The organism is Sphaerisporangium album, from assembly GCF_003323745.1.
Classification (GTDB): Bacteria; Actinomycetota; Actinomycetes; order Streptosporangiales; family Streptosporangiaceae; genus Sphaerisporangium; species Sphaerisporangium album.
Genome location: NZ_QOIL01000020.1, coordinates 133,993 through 148,297 on the forward strand (window position 1 = coordinate 133,993; position 14,305 = coordinate 148,297).

Consider the following 14,305-nt stretch of genomic DNA (forward strand, 5'->3'; position numbering starts at 1 on the left):
CGACGCGGAAAACCATACCTCACTCCGCGGTGCGCTGGCGAACCGGCGGACGAAACCGATCACGAAAGGTTCGCCGGAGTCCGGCGGGGTGGTGCCCTGTTGTCATAGCATCGTCATGCCCCATACTCATCCGAATCGCACCACTTATGATCTTTACCCCGAGACACCCGTAGATGCCCCGTAGGACGGCCGGAACGACACGCAAAACCCTTGCAAACAGGCGCCTCTAAGCGATGTTTGACCAGGTAGAGGCATAAATGTCGCGCTGTGATATGCGTTACAGAAGGCCTCAGGAGCGGAATCTCTCCTGCAGTGCCTTCGTTCCGCAGACATGGCTCCGGACGAAGTCCTTCAGAGCACCTCAACGAACACCGCAACCCGAGCCCCGCGCAGGGGACCCACCGACGAAAGGGCTGGCTGACGATGAATGCCACCGTCTCTGCCGAGCTGGGCCTTCGACTTGTGGTCCCCGACCGTACGACCGTCCCCCTGCTCGCCGGCCTGAGCTACACGGCCGACGACCCGTACGCCATCCGGATGGCCTTCCACGTGGGGAACGACGAACCGGTCGAGTGGATCTTCGCCCGTGAGCTGCTGACCGTGGGCATCGTGAGACGGGTCGGAGACGGTGACGTCCAGGTGTGGCCCGCACGAGCCGACGGCGAACGCACGCTGAACATCAGCCTCACCTCACCCTTCGGGCAGGCCCTGTTCGAGGTGCCCCTCCACCCGCTGACCGAGTTCCTGCACCGCACCTACGAGCTTGTCTCCGCCGGGCGCGAGACCGACTTCATGGACCTGGACGAAGAGCTGTCGAACATGCTGTGGAGTTCCTGACCCTCCGGGCCGCCCCCGGCTCGCGAAGTTCCTCCCCCGGCCTCACCTCAGGAGCGCGCGCATCCTGCCGATCTCCACGCGCTGCCCGGACGCGACGTCCGTGGCCATCGTGCGCATGATCTGATCCGTGCCGCCCGCCAGCTCCTCCCCCGCCATCGTGATCGCCCCCTCGTGGTGCCTGATCATCAGCCGCAGCAGCAGCGCGTCGAAGGCCGCCCCGCGCGAGGAGCGCAGCCGGTTCATCTCCTCCAGGCTCGCCATGCCGTACCCCTCCTGCCCGGCCGGTGCCGTGCCGCCCCCGTGGCCGGAGTGATCGGCGGGGACCTCGCGGCCGAGCGCGCGCAGCCATCGCGCCATCACGTCGATCTCCGGGCGCTGCCCGGCCGAGATCCGCTCGCACAGTCCCCTGATCCGCGCGTCCGACGTGCGCGCGGGAGCGAGGTCGGCCATCTCCAGGGCCTGCCGGTGGTGCGGGATCATCCGCTCGGCGAAGAGCACGTCGGCGGCGGACGCCCGTGACTCCGACCGGCCGACGCGCTCGCCGGGCGTGGCCGTGCGGCCGGTCTCCCCAGGGGCTCCCGGGACGATCACCGGGGCGCCGTCACCGGCGACGACGGGCGCGCCCTGTCCCCCGGCCGTCCGGTCCGTGGCGGTGCAGCCGGCCAGGACGGAAGCCGCCCCGGATGCCAGCACAACCGTTACGAAAACCCCCCACGCACGGGTCCGGTTCGACATAGCTTCCATACTGGGGCACATTCCCAGCATTCGATCCGACAACGGGGGGCATAGTGGGCACGTGGCGAATCGGGGCAACCGCCGCCGCACTGGGGACGGTCCTGATCCTGGGAGGCTGCGCCGGCGACCCGGAGCCCTCCGCCACCCCCGCGGCGACGTCCGGCGGCACGCCCGCGTCCTCGGCTCCCCTCACGACCGGCGGCGTCCAGCACAGCGCCAACGCCCGGCTCCTGGCGAACGTCCCGCTCTCGGCGCCCTTCGACGGCGAGGAGGCGTGGGGCACGGACCTGGCCTTCCAGGGGAACTACGCGTTCACCGGCAACTACGAGGGCTTCACGATCCACGACATCAGCGATCCCGCCAAGCCGAAGGTCGTGACGCGGGTGGTCTGCCCCGGCGGGCAGAACGATATCTCGGTGACCGGGAACCTGCTCTTCCTCTCCATCGACGAGCCGAGGAACGACAACACCTGCGAGAGCGACCGCGGTGACGAGCTCACGGGATGGGAGGGCATCCGGATCTTCGACATCTCGGACAAGACCCACCCCCGGTACGTCAAGTCGCTGGCGACCGACTGCGGCTCGCACACCCACACCCTCGTGCCCGGCAAGGACGCCTCGAAGGTGTACCTCTACATCTCCTCGTTCGGCCCCGACCCGGCGGCCTCGCACTGCAAGCCGCCCCACGACTCCATCGGGGTCGTCGAGGTGCCGGTGGCCGACCCGGCCCAGGCGCGGACGGTGGCCCAGCCGGTGCTGTTCGACGACGGCGACGACGAGTCCAAGCCCGGTTCCACCAGCGGCTGCCACGACATCACGGTCTACCCGGAGAAGGACCTGGCCGCGGGCGCCTGCCTCGGCAACGGCATCCTGATGGACATCTCCGACCGCGCCCACCCGAAGGTGCTGCAGGAGGTCACCGACACGGAGAACTTCTCCATCTGGCACTCGGCGACCTTCAGCAACGACGCGAGCCGCGTGATCTTCTCCGACGAGCTCGGCGGTGGAGTCGCCCCCACCTGCGACGCCAAGACCGGATCGCTGCGGGGCGCGGACGCGGTGTACGACATCACGCCGGACCACACGCTCCGGCGCCGGGGATACTTCAAGATCCCGCGCCACCAGACCGCGGCGGAGAACTGCGTGGCGCACAACGGCTCGCTGCTGCCGGTGCCCGGCAAGACCATCCTGGTGCAGGCGTGGTACCAGGGCGGCGTCTCGGTGATCGACTTCACCGACCCGGACGCCCCCAAGGAGATCGCCTACGTCGACCGGGGCCCGATCGACACCGAGGAGCCCAAGCTGGGCGGGTCGTGGTCGGCCTACTACTACAACGGCTACATCTACTCCAGCGACATCACCAAGGGCCTGGACGTCATCGCGATCGACGATCCGCTCACCGATCCGGCGAAGACCGTCAGGATGGACGAGTTGAACGCCCAGACCCAGGTGTCGTACCCGGAGTGATCACGGGTCGACGTCGGCCGCGGAGCGCTCGGCGAAGACGCGCATCGCCTTGGCGGTCACCGGGCCGGGCGCGGCCGGCAGGACCGTGTCGTCCACCAGCCGGATCGGCTGGATGTCGCGGGTCGTGGAGGTCAGGAACGCCTCGTCCGCCCCGTACAGCGCGGAGATCGGGACGTCGGCCTCCTCACCGCCGTGCCATTCGAGCACCAGCGCCCGCGTCACGCCCGCCAGGCACCCCGAGGCGAGCGTCGGGGTGACGAGGTGGCCGTCCCGGACCACGAAGATGTTGCTGCCCGTGCCCTCGCACAGGTCGCCCGCGAGGTTGGCGAAGATCGCCTCCTCGCCGCCGCGCACCTTGGCGTAGGCGAGCGCCTTGGCGTTGTCGCCGTAGGAGGTGCTCTTCACGCCGGCGAGCGCGCCGCGCTCGTTGCGGGGCCAGGGGACGACGGTGACGCTCGCGGTCTCCGGGAACGGGGGCTGCGCCGCGACGATCACGATCGCGGTCGTGCCCTGGTTGCCGCGGTCGGAGCCGAGGGGGCCGTTTCCGCTGGTGTAGGTGACGCGGACGCGCCCGAGCGGCCACGGCGGCGCCGCGGCGAGGCAGGAGCGCACGCCCTCGGCGATGGCCGAGAGGTCGGGGGCGGGCAGGCCGAGGCGCTCGGCCGACAGCGCGAGGCGGTCCAGGTGCCGGGTGAGCGCGAACGACGCGCCGTTCACGCACTTGATCGTCTCGAAGACGCCGTCGCCGACCATCAGCCCGTGGTCGAAGACGGAAACGCTGGCCTCTGCGGGATCCAGCAGTTCGCCGTTGACCCAGACCGGTACGTTCATCCCAGTTCTCCGTTCTTGCGAAATATGGCCGGGCACAGCCAGGTCTACCCGGTTCGAGGTGCCTCCTCCGCGGTGACCTGCCGTGGAACGGCGGTCGCGTGCGGCGAGGGGACCGTGCGTGCTGATTCGTTCGTGCTCATTCGTGCGGGCCGATCCGCGCGGGCCGGGGCGTACGGCCGTCAGGCCTGCCCCGAGGCGAGCGCGATGAGCCGGGCCGCCTTCAGCTCGGTCTCGCGCCACTCGCGCTCCGGGTCGGAGCCCCAGGTGATGCCGGCTCCGGTGCCGAAACGGATGAGGTCGCGCTCGACCCAGAAGGTGCGGATGCCGACGGCCAGCGCGGCCTCGCGCCGGTCGGCGTCGACCCAGCCCACTGCCCCACAGTACGGCCCCCGGGGCTCAGGTTCGAGTTCATTGATGATACGCAGGGCCGAGGACTTCGGCGCGCCGGTCACCGAACCAGGCGGGAACGTCGAGGCGAACAGCTCGGCCCAGCCCTGTCCCGGCGCCAGCCGGGCGCGGACGGTCGAGACCAGGTGGACGAGGCCGGGATGCTCCTCGACCGCGCACAGGGACGGGACCGTGACCGACCCCACCTCGGCCACCCGGCCGAGATCGTTGCGCACCAGGTCGACGATCATGACGTTCTCGGCGTAGTCCTTCTCCAGGAGGTCCTCCGCGGTCACCCCCGTCCCCTTGATCGGCCCGGACTCGACCACGTCCCCCGAACGCGAGAGGTACAGCTCGGGCGAGGCGGAGACCAGGGTCATCCCCGGCACCACCACGGTCGCGGCGTACGGCGCGGGGTTGCCGCGCGCCAGCCGGCCGGCCAGCACGAGCGGGTCGGAGTCCGGGGGCAGCTCGGCGGTCAGGACGCGGCACAGGTTGGCCTGGTAGACCTCGCCCTGCTCGATGTAGGCCCGGATCCGCCGGACGCCGTCCTCGTAGCCCTCCCGGTCGAGCGAGCCGGTCCACCGCAGGGAGGCGGGCCAGGGGCCGGCCGGCCGGGGCAGCGGGGCCGGGCGCACGTCGTCGAAGCGGGCGCAGGTGACCTTCCCCTCGTAGGTCACCACGACGGCCCACCAGCCGGTGGCGTCCAGGGCCGCGAGGTCGGTGGTCACATCCCGCAGCCCGGTCGCCAACCGGCCTCCGACATGGGCGAAATACACCCTTCCATTGTCTCGCGGTCCGGCCACTCGCCCGCCCCGCCCGGGAGACGCTCGCCTACATCCTCACTGTCAGGCGAGGGGGCCGGTGACGGACTCGGCGGCGGTGACCAGCGCGCCGTCGCCGACCATCCGGACCACGGCCTCGATCTCCGGGGCGAGGAACCGGTCCGGGCCGGGGCCGGGGACCTCCTGGCGCAGCGCGGCGACCACGGCGCCCGTCGCGGGGGCGGGCCGGAGCGGCCGGCGCAGGTCGATGGCCCGCGCGGCGGTCAGGATCTCGATGGCCAGCACGCGCGTGAGCCCGTCGATCGAGCGGCGCAGCTTGCGCGCGGCCGACCAGCCCATGGAGACGTGGTCCTCCTGCATGGCCGAGCTCGGGATCGAGTCGACGCTCGCCGGGACCGCCAGGCGCTTGAGCTCCGAGACGATCGCCGCCTGCGTGTACTGGGCGATCATGTGCCCGGAGTCCACGCCCGGGTCGCCGGCCAGGAAGGCGGGCAGGCCGTGGCTGCGCGCGACGTCCAGCATGCGGTCGGTCCTGCGCTCGGCCATGGAGGCGACGTCGGCCAGGGCGATCGCCAGGAAGTCCAGCACGTAGCCGACCGGCGCGCCGTGGAAGTTGCCGTTCGACTCCACCCGGCCGTCGTCGAGCACGACCGGGTTGTCGATCGCCGAGGCCAGCTCCCTGCCCGCCACCACGGCGGCGTGCGCGGCGGTGTCGCGGGCGGCCCCGGCCACCTGGGGCGCGCAGCGCAGCGAGTACGCGTCCTGCACGCGGGTGCACGAATCGTCACGGTGGGAGGCCATGATGCCGGAATCGCGGAGCAGCGCCCGCAGGTTCGCCGCGGAGTCCGCCTGACCTGGGTGGGGCCGAAGGGCCTGCAGGTCGGCGGCGAAGACGCGGTCGGTGCCGAGCAGGGCCTCCACGGACATGGCCGCGCCGACGTCGGCGGCCCGGAACAGCCGGCCGAGGTCGTCCAGGGCGAGCACGAGCATGCCGAGCATGCCGTCGGTGCCGTTGATCAGGGCGAGCCCCTCCTTGGCCACCAGCTCGACCGGCTCCAGGCCCGCGCGCTTCATCGCCTCCCGCGCGGGCCTCAGCACGCCCTCGCCGTCCCGCACGTCGCCCTCGCCCATGAGCGCGAGCGCGACGTGGGACAACGGCGCCAGGTCCCCCGAGCAGCCGAGGCTCCCGTACTCGTGGACGACCGGCGTGATCCGCGCGTTCAGCAGGCCCGCGAGCAGCGCGGCGGTGGCGGGTCGCACGCCGGTGTGGCCGGTCGCCAGCGTGTGCAGGCGAAGGAGCATCATCGCGCGCACGACCTCGGCCTCGACCTCGGGGCCCGACCCGGCGGCGTGCGAGCGGATCAGGGAGCGCTGCAACTGGGCGCGCAGCTCCGGGTCGATGTGCCGGGTGGCCAGGGCGCCGAAGCCGGTGGACACGCCGTAGGAGGGGGTGGGGCTGGCGGCCAGCTCGTCCACGCGGGCACGGGCCTTGGCCATGGCCGTGACCGCCTCGTCGGTGAGGCGGACGGCGGCGCCGTGCCGGGCCACCTGGACGACGTCGGCGAAGCCCAGCGGGCGCGGGCCGACCTCGACGACGGCGGCGGCCCGGACCGGGCCGTCGTGATGCTCCCCGAAGTTCACGACCTCGTTGTCGCGCATGGTGTCACTCTCTTGCTAGGTAACTGGCGTATTGGATGTTAGCCCCTTACAGGGGAACATCGCCGCCAGGCCCTTCCTGCCCAGGTCGGTGAGCTGGAGCACGCGCCTGGTGGTCCCGCGCCGGTACCAGTCGCGCTCCAGCAGCGCGCGGGTGATCTCGGCGCCGTTGTGCCACCATGTCTCGACGCTAACCCACCCACGCTTCGGCCCGCACCGAAGCGTCCCCGGCCCGCGACGCCCCTCACGTGGGCGTTTCCCTCGCGTGGGCGCCGGGGCGATCCCCCGAGCACGGGACCGCCGCCGGGCTCACGGGGCACGGAGGGCCGGGGTGCGATTTCGGTTTGGGGAGTTGGCCGGGATTCGCTAGAGTTCTCTGCGTGAGGCCGGGTGTTCACCGGCCGATCACGCGGACGTGGCTCAGCTGGTAGAGCATCACCTTGCCAAGGTGAGGGTCGCGGGTTCGAATCCCGTCGTCCGCTCGGAGAGGTCTCCACAGAGGGGGCTTGCCCGGTGGAGTGGCCGAGAGGCGAGGCAGCGGCCTGCAAAGCCGCGTACACGGGTTCAAATCCCGTCTCCACCTCTGTTGTACCGGGGCGATTAGCTCAGTGGGAGAGCGCTACCTTGACACGGTAGAGGCCACTGGTTCAATCCCAGTATCGCCCACCACCACCCGCAGCACATCCGGGCCGATCTGGTCGGCCGGCCGCCGAAGTCCCGCTCAGGGCACTTGGCGGCCTTCTCCTTTTCCGGCCGGTATCGGTCTTCCGTGCTCCTGTCAGGCGTGAGGCCGGCAGAGGGTGCCCGGCCGGACAGGTTCACCGCACGGCATCGGAGACGTCAGGCCGGGCCTGACGTGCGCGCGGTCACAGTTCGGCGTGATGGCCGAGTCCGGTGGGCGGGGGGCCGGTGGGCAGGGCGATCTCATGAGGGTCGGCCGGGCGGCGGCGGATCAGGTATTCGGCGACGCCCAAGGCGGCGGCTCCCAGTATCACCTCGCTCACCGTGGAGACCAGGCGGCTGGCCAGGGCGACCACCGCGGCGGCCGGGGCGGGCAGGACCAGGGTGAGGGCGGCCGTCATCACCGCCTCGCGGACGCCGATGCCGTCGGGGATGAAGACGCTCGCGATGCCGATCGTCGTGGCCAGCGTGAACGCACCGACGCACAGCGCCAGCGACCGCGCCGGGGGCGCGCCCATCGCGATGGCCAGCGGCCACACGTGCAGCCCGGTGACCGCCCACGAGACGGTCTGCCAGGCGACCGCCAGCCGTACCCCGCGGGCCGAGGCGGCCTTGGCCGCGTCGGGCCGGCGCAGCAGCCGCAGCAGCAGCGCGGAGCTTCGGTTGATCAGTTGCGGACGCACCAGGACGACCACGATCAGCACGGCGGCCCCCGCCAGCCACGCCGCCCGCGCGCCCAGCAGCTGCACCCCGGCGAGCAGCCCGACCGTGAGCCCGCTGAGCAGGACCAGGCTCATGACCAGCGCCGAGATGCTCATCAGCCGCCCGAAGGTGACGCCGTTGGCCGTGGCCACCTTCGTGATGGCGATCATGCCCGGCACCCGTCCCGGTACGTACTTGGACAGGAAGCCCACGAAGAAGATGCGGACGACCCGGGGCTCGCTGACCGGCGCGCCGGTCTCCAGCAGCACGACGCGCCAGGCCAGGAACCCGAACGACAACCCCGCCATACCGGCCAGCAACGAGCAGGCCAGCAGCAGGCTGATCTGCCCGGTGTCGCGCCGCGAGAACAGGACGGCGACGACGCTCCAGTCCAGCCGGGTGAGCGTCAGCACGATCGCGCCCGCGACGACCAGCGCGAACGCGGCGATCAACGCCCGCGCCAGCGGGCGCGGCAGCCGGGGAAGCCGGAGCGCCCTCACTCGCGCGCACCGGCCGGCGGCGCGGCGGCCAGGCCGGTCCTGACCGGCTCTCCCTGCCGGCGGCCCAGCTCGTAGGCGACGCGCAGCAGCCCGACGCAGGCGCCGAGGAAGAACGCCGTGTGGAAGCAGAGCTGCATCCAGGTGACCCACAGCGCGAACCCGGTGCCCCGGTGGCGGCGGGCGAACCCGAGGAATCTCCGGTTCATCCACGCGAACACCCCGAACGTCACCGCGGGCACGGCCAGCAGCCAGGGGCTGAGGAACGCGAGCGGCAGCGTGAGGAAGGTGGCCGTCGCCGACGCGGAGGAGATCCGAGGCGGTTTGCGGCGCTTGTGCTGGCCCGTTCCGATCATGTTGAGCTGGAAGCCGACCCTCCCGTCGTCGCGCAGCCGCCGCGCCCTGACCATGATCACGGGAAGGGTGGTGGACCGGACGAACCGCTCCGCGAGGCACGCCCAGAACTTGTCCTCGTCGTCGGCCTTCGTGACCACGGAGGTGGTCACCACCAGCCGGTAGCGGGCCGGGACCCGCGTGCCGAACTCGAAGTCCTCGCCGTCGCGCAGCCGCTCGTCCAGCCGCCCCGCCTCCTCGAAGACGTGACGCGGGATCAGCGTGCAGGACAGGAACGTCGCCGTGGTCTGACCGCGCTCGTAGTGCTCGCACAGGACCCGGTAGCGCTCCACCGGGCCGTCGTCGTACAGCGGTTCCCTGTCGTAGATGCCCTGGACCATCCCGGCGTCCGGCGTCTCGCGGTACGCCTTGACCGCGTTGTGTACGGCGTCCGGCGCCAGCGCCGTGTCGGAGTCCACGAAGAACAGCAGCGGGGCCGAGGTGCTGTCCACCCCGAGGTTGCGCGCCCCGGCCGGGCCCTGGTTGCGCGGCGGCTCGACGATCGCGCACGGGAACTCCCGCGCTATCTCCAGCGAGCCGTCGGTGCTGACGTCGTCGACGACGACCACCTCGGCCGCCGGGTACGTCTGCGCGTACACCGACTCCAGGCAGGCCCGCAGGGTCTTCTTCTTGTTGTAGTTCGGCACGATGACCGCGACATCCGCACGCCAGGCCACCACGTCAGGCATATCGTTCCCTTCATCGGCTCACCGACAGGACCACGCGCTGGGCGCGATGGTCGGACAGCCCCGCGGCGCCGGGCAGTTCGTAGCTGTGCACGGTCACGTCGGGGGTGGTGTACATCCAGTCGATCCGCCACAGTTCGGCGGAGCCTGCCAGATAGGTCGCCGGGTACAGCGACGAGAGCGCCGGGGTCTGGTCGACCAGTCCTTCGGGAAGCAGGCGGCGGATTCCCATCGCCGGGGAGGTGTTCAGGTCGCCGGCCAGCACCACGGTGTTCCGGTTGGCCGCGACGTCCGCGCGGATCGCCCGGTAGCTCGCCTCGCGCCGGAGGGTCCTGCTGTGATTGATGTCGCGGGATTCGGCGCTGTACAGCCGCCATTCGAGCGGGGGCTGGGAAATCTGCCCGTCGTAGAAGGAAATGACCTTTCCGTTCACGTCGATGTCGGTCCGCAGCGTCTCGACCGTGTAGCCCTCGGTCCAGTCCCGGAGCGATTCGGGGATCTCCTTCTGGTCGGCCGGCAGCCACGGGCGCAGGTCCAGGCCGCGGTGCCCGGCGATGGGGAACCGCGAGAGCGTGACCTGCTCGCCGGACACCGCGACCTGGTAGCCCGGGAACTCACGGCGAAGCTCCGCCAGCTTGTCGATGCGCAGGGCCATGTCGCCCGTCCAGCGCTTGGTCCGCATGTCCCCCGCCGCGGTGTCGACGTACAGGTACTCCATCAGCAGATAGACGTCGGCGTTCAGCTTGTGGAGGTAGTCGTAGAACCCGGGGGAATACCGGTCGCCGTTGGCGGTGCGCCAGTCCTGGTCCCAGAACTCGGTGTTCCAGGCCACCACGCTGATGGCTCCTGGCGGCGCGGGCGGCGGCGTGTACCAGAGGGTCGCGTAGTTGACCCCGCTCTGCCCGGCGGAGAGCAGGGCGGTGACGACCAGCAGCGACATGATCCGCCAGCGGACCGGACGGGCCAGCGGCGCGACGATCATCAGCAGCGCGGGGACCGCCAGGAACAGCAGCGGCGGGATCAGGTCGACCGGCGCCCACAGCGACGTGCGCCCGCTCGCCAGCAGATGGCAGACCACGAACAGCAGCCACGCGACCGAGGCGGTCACGACCAGCTTGGTGCCCCGGCACCAGCGCCGCCGCGGGCGGACGAAGTGTCCCAGGCGCGCGGCCCAGCCCGTCCGGGGCTGAGATGACGCGCCGGCCAAGTGCTCATCGATCACGACGTCCCGGTCGCTCATCGGCACCACCTCGGTGAGTAGCCAGCGTTGAACGTACTGAGGGGATCTTGTCGCTTTCTTGTCAGCGCCGCCACGGGAGGGCGCGGCCGCTGCGGGAGGGCGCGACAAGAATGGGACAAGCCCAGATGGCTAGCGTGATCCGGACGCGAGGTCCTGCGCACACGGAAGCGACGACCTCTGGCCACGGGAGCACATCATGAGTCGGGAGCACCCGCTAGTCTCGGTCATCATCCCCAGCTTCAACCGATCCGACGTGTTGCGACTCTGCCTGGATGCGGTGAAGAGGCAAACTTATCCGCATATCGAGGTCATCGTCGTGGATGACTGCGGCACCGAGGACGCGGCGCGGGTGGCCGCCTCGATGGGGGCCAAGGTGCTGCGCACCGAGGCGAACGGCGGCCCCACGCCGGCGCGCAACCTCGGCGCCGCGCACGCCACCGGGGAGATCCTGATCTTCCTCGACGCCGACATCGCCCTCGACCCGGACGCCGTCCAGAACGCCGTGGACATAATGGCGGCCAGGCCGGAGATCGGCGCCCTGGGCGGCATCCTGCTCCCGGAGTCACTGATGTCCCAGAGCCTGGCCTCGCGGTACCGCGCCCTCCAGATGTACCGCTGGTGGATGCCGGCCCACCGTCCGACGCTGGAGCTGCACGCGTCCATGCTCGCCGTGCCCGCCAAGGTGTGGGCGGAGATCGGCCCGTTCGACCCGGCGCTGCGCGAGACCGTGTCCGCCGACTATCGCACCCGCGTGCAGCCGTTCTACGAGGTGAAGCTGACCGACACGGTCCGCGGGCGCAAGGACCACGACGCCACGGTGCCGACGATCCTGCGCAAGGTGTTCCGCCGCGCCCGCATCAGCGCCATGGACTGGCGCAAGGGCGAGACGCCCGGCGACTCGGTGCCCCGGGCGATCGGCGGCGTCCTGCTGCTGGCCTCGGTCCCGTCGCTGGCGCTGCCCCTGGTGGCGGGACGGATCGGCCTGGCCGTCCCGCCCGCGCTGGTCGCCGCCGCCATCGCCCTGGACGCCGACACCTACCGCTTCGCGTTCCGTCACCGGGGCGCGGCCTTCGGCCTCTACTTCACCGGCGTGCACGTCACCGTCACGTTCGCGGGCGCCCTCGGCGGAGCGCTCGGCGTGCTGCAACGCGTGGCGGTCTCCCGGCTGAACAAGCGCGCCGAGCTGCTCGCCGCCCAGGAGTAGGCGGTGGCGCGCGTCATCGGCGCCGGCTTCGGCCGGACGCCGGCGCCGCAAGACGCACGTGGACACGATGACCCTGGAGGACATTGATCATGGACGAGCCACGGCCGCTGGTTTCGGTCATCATTCCGAACTACAACTACGCGCGGACGCTGGACCTGTGCCTGGGCGCGCTGGAGCGCCAGACCTATCCTCACGTGGAAGTGATCGTCGTCGACGACCGCAGCACCGACGACTCGGTGGAGGTGGCCCGCCGGCACGGGGCGCGGGTCCTGGTCACCGACACCAACATCGGCGCCCCCGCGGCGCGCAACCTCGGCGTGCGGCACGCGCGCGGGGAGGTGTACTTCTTCCTCGACTCGGACGTGGCGCTGGCCGGGGACGTGGTCGAGAACGCGGTGAACCTGCTGGTCTCCGACCCCGCGATCGGGGTGGTGTGCGGCACGTACGACCCCGAGCCGCTGATCGCCGACAGCCTCGTCGAGCGGTACCGCAGCCTCCAGCTCCACTACTGGATCTCCGGCGACGAGGGCGACATCACCACGATCTACTCGGCGATCTTCGCCATGCGGGCGAAGGTCTTCCACGAGGTGGGGCCGCTCAACCCCGCGCTGCGGCACAGCGAGAACGCCGAGTACGGCCACCGGATCACCCAGGCCGGGTACCGGATCGTGCTGGACAACTCCATCAGGGGCCGGCACGACCACGACGACCGGCTGCGCGTGGTGCTGTCGAAGTTCTTCCACCGCGCGCGCATGCACATCCCCCTCTACCTCCGCCGCCCGGACTTCAACGGCGGCCCGGCCAACAGCAGCCGCGGCTGGGGCTCGCTGGCCGCCCTGTTCGCCGTGGTGACCGCGCCGCTGCCGGCGCTGCTCGGCCCGGCCTGGCTGGTCGCGCCGGTCGCGCTGCTGGCCGCCTCGATCGCCTCCGACCTCGGCATGTACCGCTTCGTCCGCCGTTACGCCGGCACGCCGTTCACGGTGTACTTCGCCGGGGTCCACTTCCTGGTGAACGTCACGGTCGCGGTGGCGGTGTTCGTCGGCGCCGCCCACTGGCTGGTGTCCAGCCGGTTCCGCCGCACCTACGACGTGACCGGCCTGCCCGCGCCGGTGGAGGTGTGAGCGATGAGCGAGCAGGCGCCCCTGGTGTCGGTCATCGTGCCCAACTACAACTACGCCGCCTCGCTGGAGCTGTGCCTGCGCGCGCTCCAGGCCCAGACCTACGCGCCGATCGAGCTGTTGGTGGTGGACGACCACAGCACCGACGACTCGGTCGCGGTCGCGCGGCGGCTCGGCGTCCGGGTCGTCCAGACGGAGCGCAACATGGGCGTGGCGGGCGCGCGCAACCTCGGCGTCGCCCACGCCGGTGGTGAGATCCTGGTGTTCGTGGACTCCGACGTGGCCGCCTACCCCGACGCCGTCGAGGTGGCGGTGGCCATGCTCGCGGCCGACCCTCGTCTCGGGGCGGTGTCCAGCATCCACGACCCCGAACCGCTGATCCGCGACAGCCTCGTCGAGGACTACCGGGCGCTCCAGTACTACTACTGGACGGCCAGCTCCGAGGGGTCCATCTCGTTCCTGTTCCCGGCCCTGGTCGCGATGCCCCGCCGCGTGTACGACGAGATCGGGCCGTTCAACACGCAGCTGCGCGAGACCGAGGAGGTCGACTACGGCCACCGCCTCACCCAGCGGTACGACATGGTGCTCACCTCCGCGGTGCGCTCGCGGCACGACCACGACGACAGGCTGGGCAAGCTGCTGCGCAAGCTGTACCGGCGGGGGCGCGCCCGGGTGCCGCTGTACGCGCAACGGCGGCGCTTCGCCTGCGGGTTCGAGACCTCCAGCCGGGCCGGGGGCAGCCTGGCGGCGCTCGCGGCGCTCGCGGCGCTGCCGGTGGCGGCGCCGCTCGGCCCGGCGGGCGCCATGCTGCCGGCCGCGGCCCTCGCGGTGTCGATCATCGCCGACCTGGGGATGTACCGGTTCGTGCTGCGCAGGCGCGGCCCGCTGTTCCTGCTGTACTTCGGCGTCGTGCACTTCGTGGTGAACGTGACCATCGCGGCCGGGGTGGCGGCCGGGGTCGTGCGGTGGTTGTTCTCGGCCAGGTTCCGCCGGCTCTACGAGCCGGACCTGCACGTGCGGCCCTCGGCCGCCGGAGAGGCGGCGACGTGACGGCCCGCGCGCTCCCCCGGACGCCGACGCGTCCCGA

The 14,305-nt window shown here is 71.4% G+C and carries 12 protein-coding genes and 3 tRNA genes; 8 read left to right on the forward strand and 7 right to left on the reverse strand.

The annotated features are described in order from the left end of the window. Window positions 1-423: 423 nt before the first annotated feature. Window positions 424-837 (forward strand): SsgA family sporulation/cell division regulator, encoded by a 414-nt coding sequence (locus tag DQ384_RS30180; RefSeq protein WP_114032276.1) that lies wholly within the window; start codon window positions 424-426, stop codon window positions 835-837. A 42-nt stretch (window positions 838-879) separates the two neighbouring features. On the opposite strand, the gene DQ384_RS30185 is transcribed toward DQ384_RS30180, so the two are convergent. Beyond that, window positions 880-1,530 carry a DUF305 domain-containing protein gene (locus DQ384_RS30185; RefSeq protein ID WP_245966885.1) on the reverse strand — a complete coding sequence of 217 codons (651 nt, stop codon included), beginning with the start codon at window positions 1,528-1,530 and terminating at the stop codon, window positions 880-882. 95 nt (window positions 1,531-1,625) lie between these two features. Between DQ384_RS30185 and DQ384_RS30190 the strand changes: the two genes are divergently transcribed. Continuing rightward, window positions 1,626-3,038, forward strand: coding sequence for an LVIVD repeat-containing protein (locus tag DQ384_RS30190; RefSeq protein WP_245966886.1), 1,413 nt, complete (start codon window positions 1,626-1,628; stop codon window positions 3,036-3,038). Here DQ384_RS30190 and DQ384_RS30195 read toward each other — a convergent pair whose 3' ends face one another. The 3 genes from DQ384_RS30195 to hutH all read right to left on the reverse strand — a co-directional run bounded on the left by DQ384_RS30195 (window position 3,039) and on the right by hutH (window position 6,700). Continuing rightward, the gene (locus tag DQ384_RS30195) at window positions 3,039-3,869 is read right to left on the reverse strand and encodes an aminotransferase class IV (protein ID WP_114032279.1); all 831 of its coding nucleotides are present in this window, start codon (window positions 3,867-3,869) and stop codon (window positions 3,039-3,041) included. Between the two features lie 179 nt (window positions 3,870-4,048). Next, a complete protein-coding gene (locus DQ384_RS30200) occupies window positions 4,049-5,035 on the reverse strand; it encodes a chorismate-binding protein (RefSeq protein ID WP_245966887.1) in 987 nt (328 codons plus the stop codon). Window positions 5,036-5,104: 69 nt separating this feature from the next. After that, window positions 5,105-6,700, reverse strand: coding sequence for a histidine ammonia-lyase (gene hutH, locus DQ384_RS30205; RefSeq protein WP_114032280.1), 1,596 nt, complete (start codon window positions 6,698-6,700; stop codon window positions 5,105-5,107). 406 nt (window positions 6,701-7,106) lie between these two features. On the opposite strand from hutH, the gene DQ384_RS30210 reads away from it, so the two are divergent. The 3 genes from DQ384_RS30210 to DQ384_RS30220 all read left to right on the forward strand — a co-directional run bounded on the left by DQ384_RS30210 (window position 7,107) and on the right by DQ384_RS30220 (window position 7,366). Beyond that, window positions 7,107-7,179 (forward strand) — tRNA-Gly (locus DQ384_RS30210). 30 nt (window positions 7,180-7,209) lie between these two features. Next, window positions 7,210-7,280, forward strand: a tRNA-Cys gene (locus DQ384_RS30215). An 11-nt stretch (window positions 7,281-7,291) separates the two neighbouring features. Further along, window positions 7,292-7,366, forward strand: a tRNA-Val gene (locus tag DQ384_RS30220). Window positions 7,367-7,563: 197 nt separating this feature from the next. Here the strand turns inward: DQ384_RS30220 and DQ384_RS30225 are convergent. Genes DQ384_RS30225 through DQ384_RS30235 form a run of 3 tightly spaced genes read right to left on the reverse strand, consistent with a single transcriptional unit; the run spans window position 7,564 to window position 10,896 of the window. After that, on the reverse strand, window positions 7,564-8,580 hold the full coding sequence (locus tag DQ384_RS30225; RefSeq protein WP_181871497.1) for a lysylphosphatidylglycerol synthase domain-containing protein: 1,017 nt from the start codon (window positions 8,578-8,580) through the stop codon (window positions 7,564-7,566). Further along, the gene (locus DQ384_RS30230) at window positions 8,577-9,659 is read right to left on the reverse strand and encodes a glycosyltransferase (RefSeq protein ID WP_114032281.1); all 1,083 of its coding nucleotides are present in this window, start codon (window positions 9,657-9,659) and stop codon (window positions 8,577-8,579) included. Before DQ384_RS30230 ends, DQ384_RS30225 begins: the two co-directional genes overlap by 4 nt. A gap of 10 nt (window positions 9,660-9,669) precedes the next feature. Continuing rightward, window positions 9,670-10,896 (reverse strand): endonuclease/exonuclease/phosphatase family protein, encoded by a 1,227-nt coding sequence (locus DQ384_RS30235; RefSeq protein WP_114032282.1) that lies wholly within the window; start codon window positions 10,894-10,896, stop codon window positions 9,670-9,672. Window positions 10,897-11,092: 196 nt separating this feature from the next. Here DQ384_RS30235 and DQ384_RS30240 point away from each other — a divergent pair, with 196 nt between their 5' ends. The 3 genes from DQ384_RS30240 (at window position 11,093) to DQ384_RS30250 (ending at window position 14,268) form a co-directional block, all read left to right on the forward strand. Beyond that, window positions 11,093-12,100 (forward strand): glycosyltransferase family A protein, encoded by a 1,008-nt coding sequence (locus DQ384_RS30240; protein ID WP_114032283.1) that lies wholly within the window; start codon window positions 11,093-11,095, stop codon window positions 12,098-12,100. An 89-nt stretch (window positions 12,101-12,189) separates the two neighbouring features. Then, on the forward strand, window positions 12,190-13,221 hold the full coding sequence (locus DQ384_RS30245; RefSeq protein ID WP_114032284.1) for a glycosyltransferase family 2 protein: 1,032 nt from the start codon (window positions 12,190-12,192) through the stop codon (window positions 13,219-13,221). A 3-nt stretch (window positions 13,222-13,224) separates the two neighbouring features. Continuing rightward, window positions 13,225-14,268: a glycosyltransferase family 2 protein gene (locus DQ384_RS30250; RefSeq protein ID WP_114032285.1), complete on the forward strand. Its 1,044-nt coding sequence runs from the start codon at window positions 13,225-13,227 to the stop codon at window positions 14,266-14,268. The last annotated feature ends 37 nt before the right edge of the window (window positions 14,269-14,305 follow it).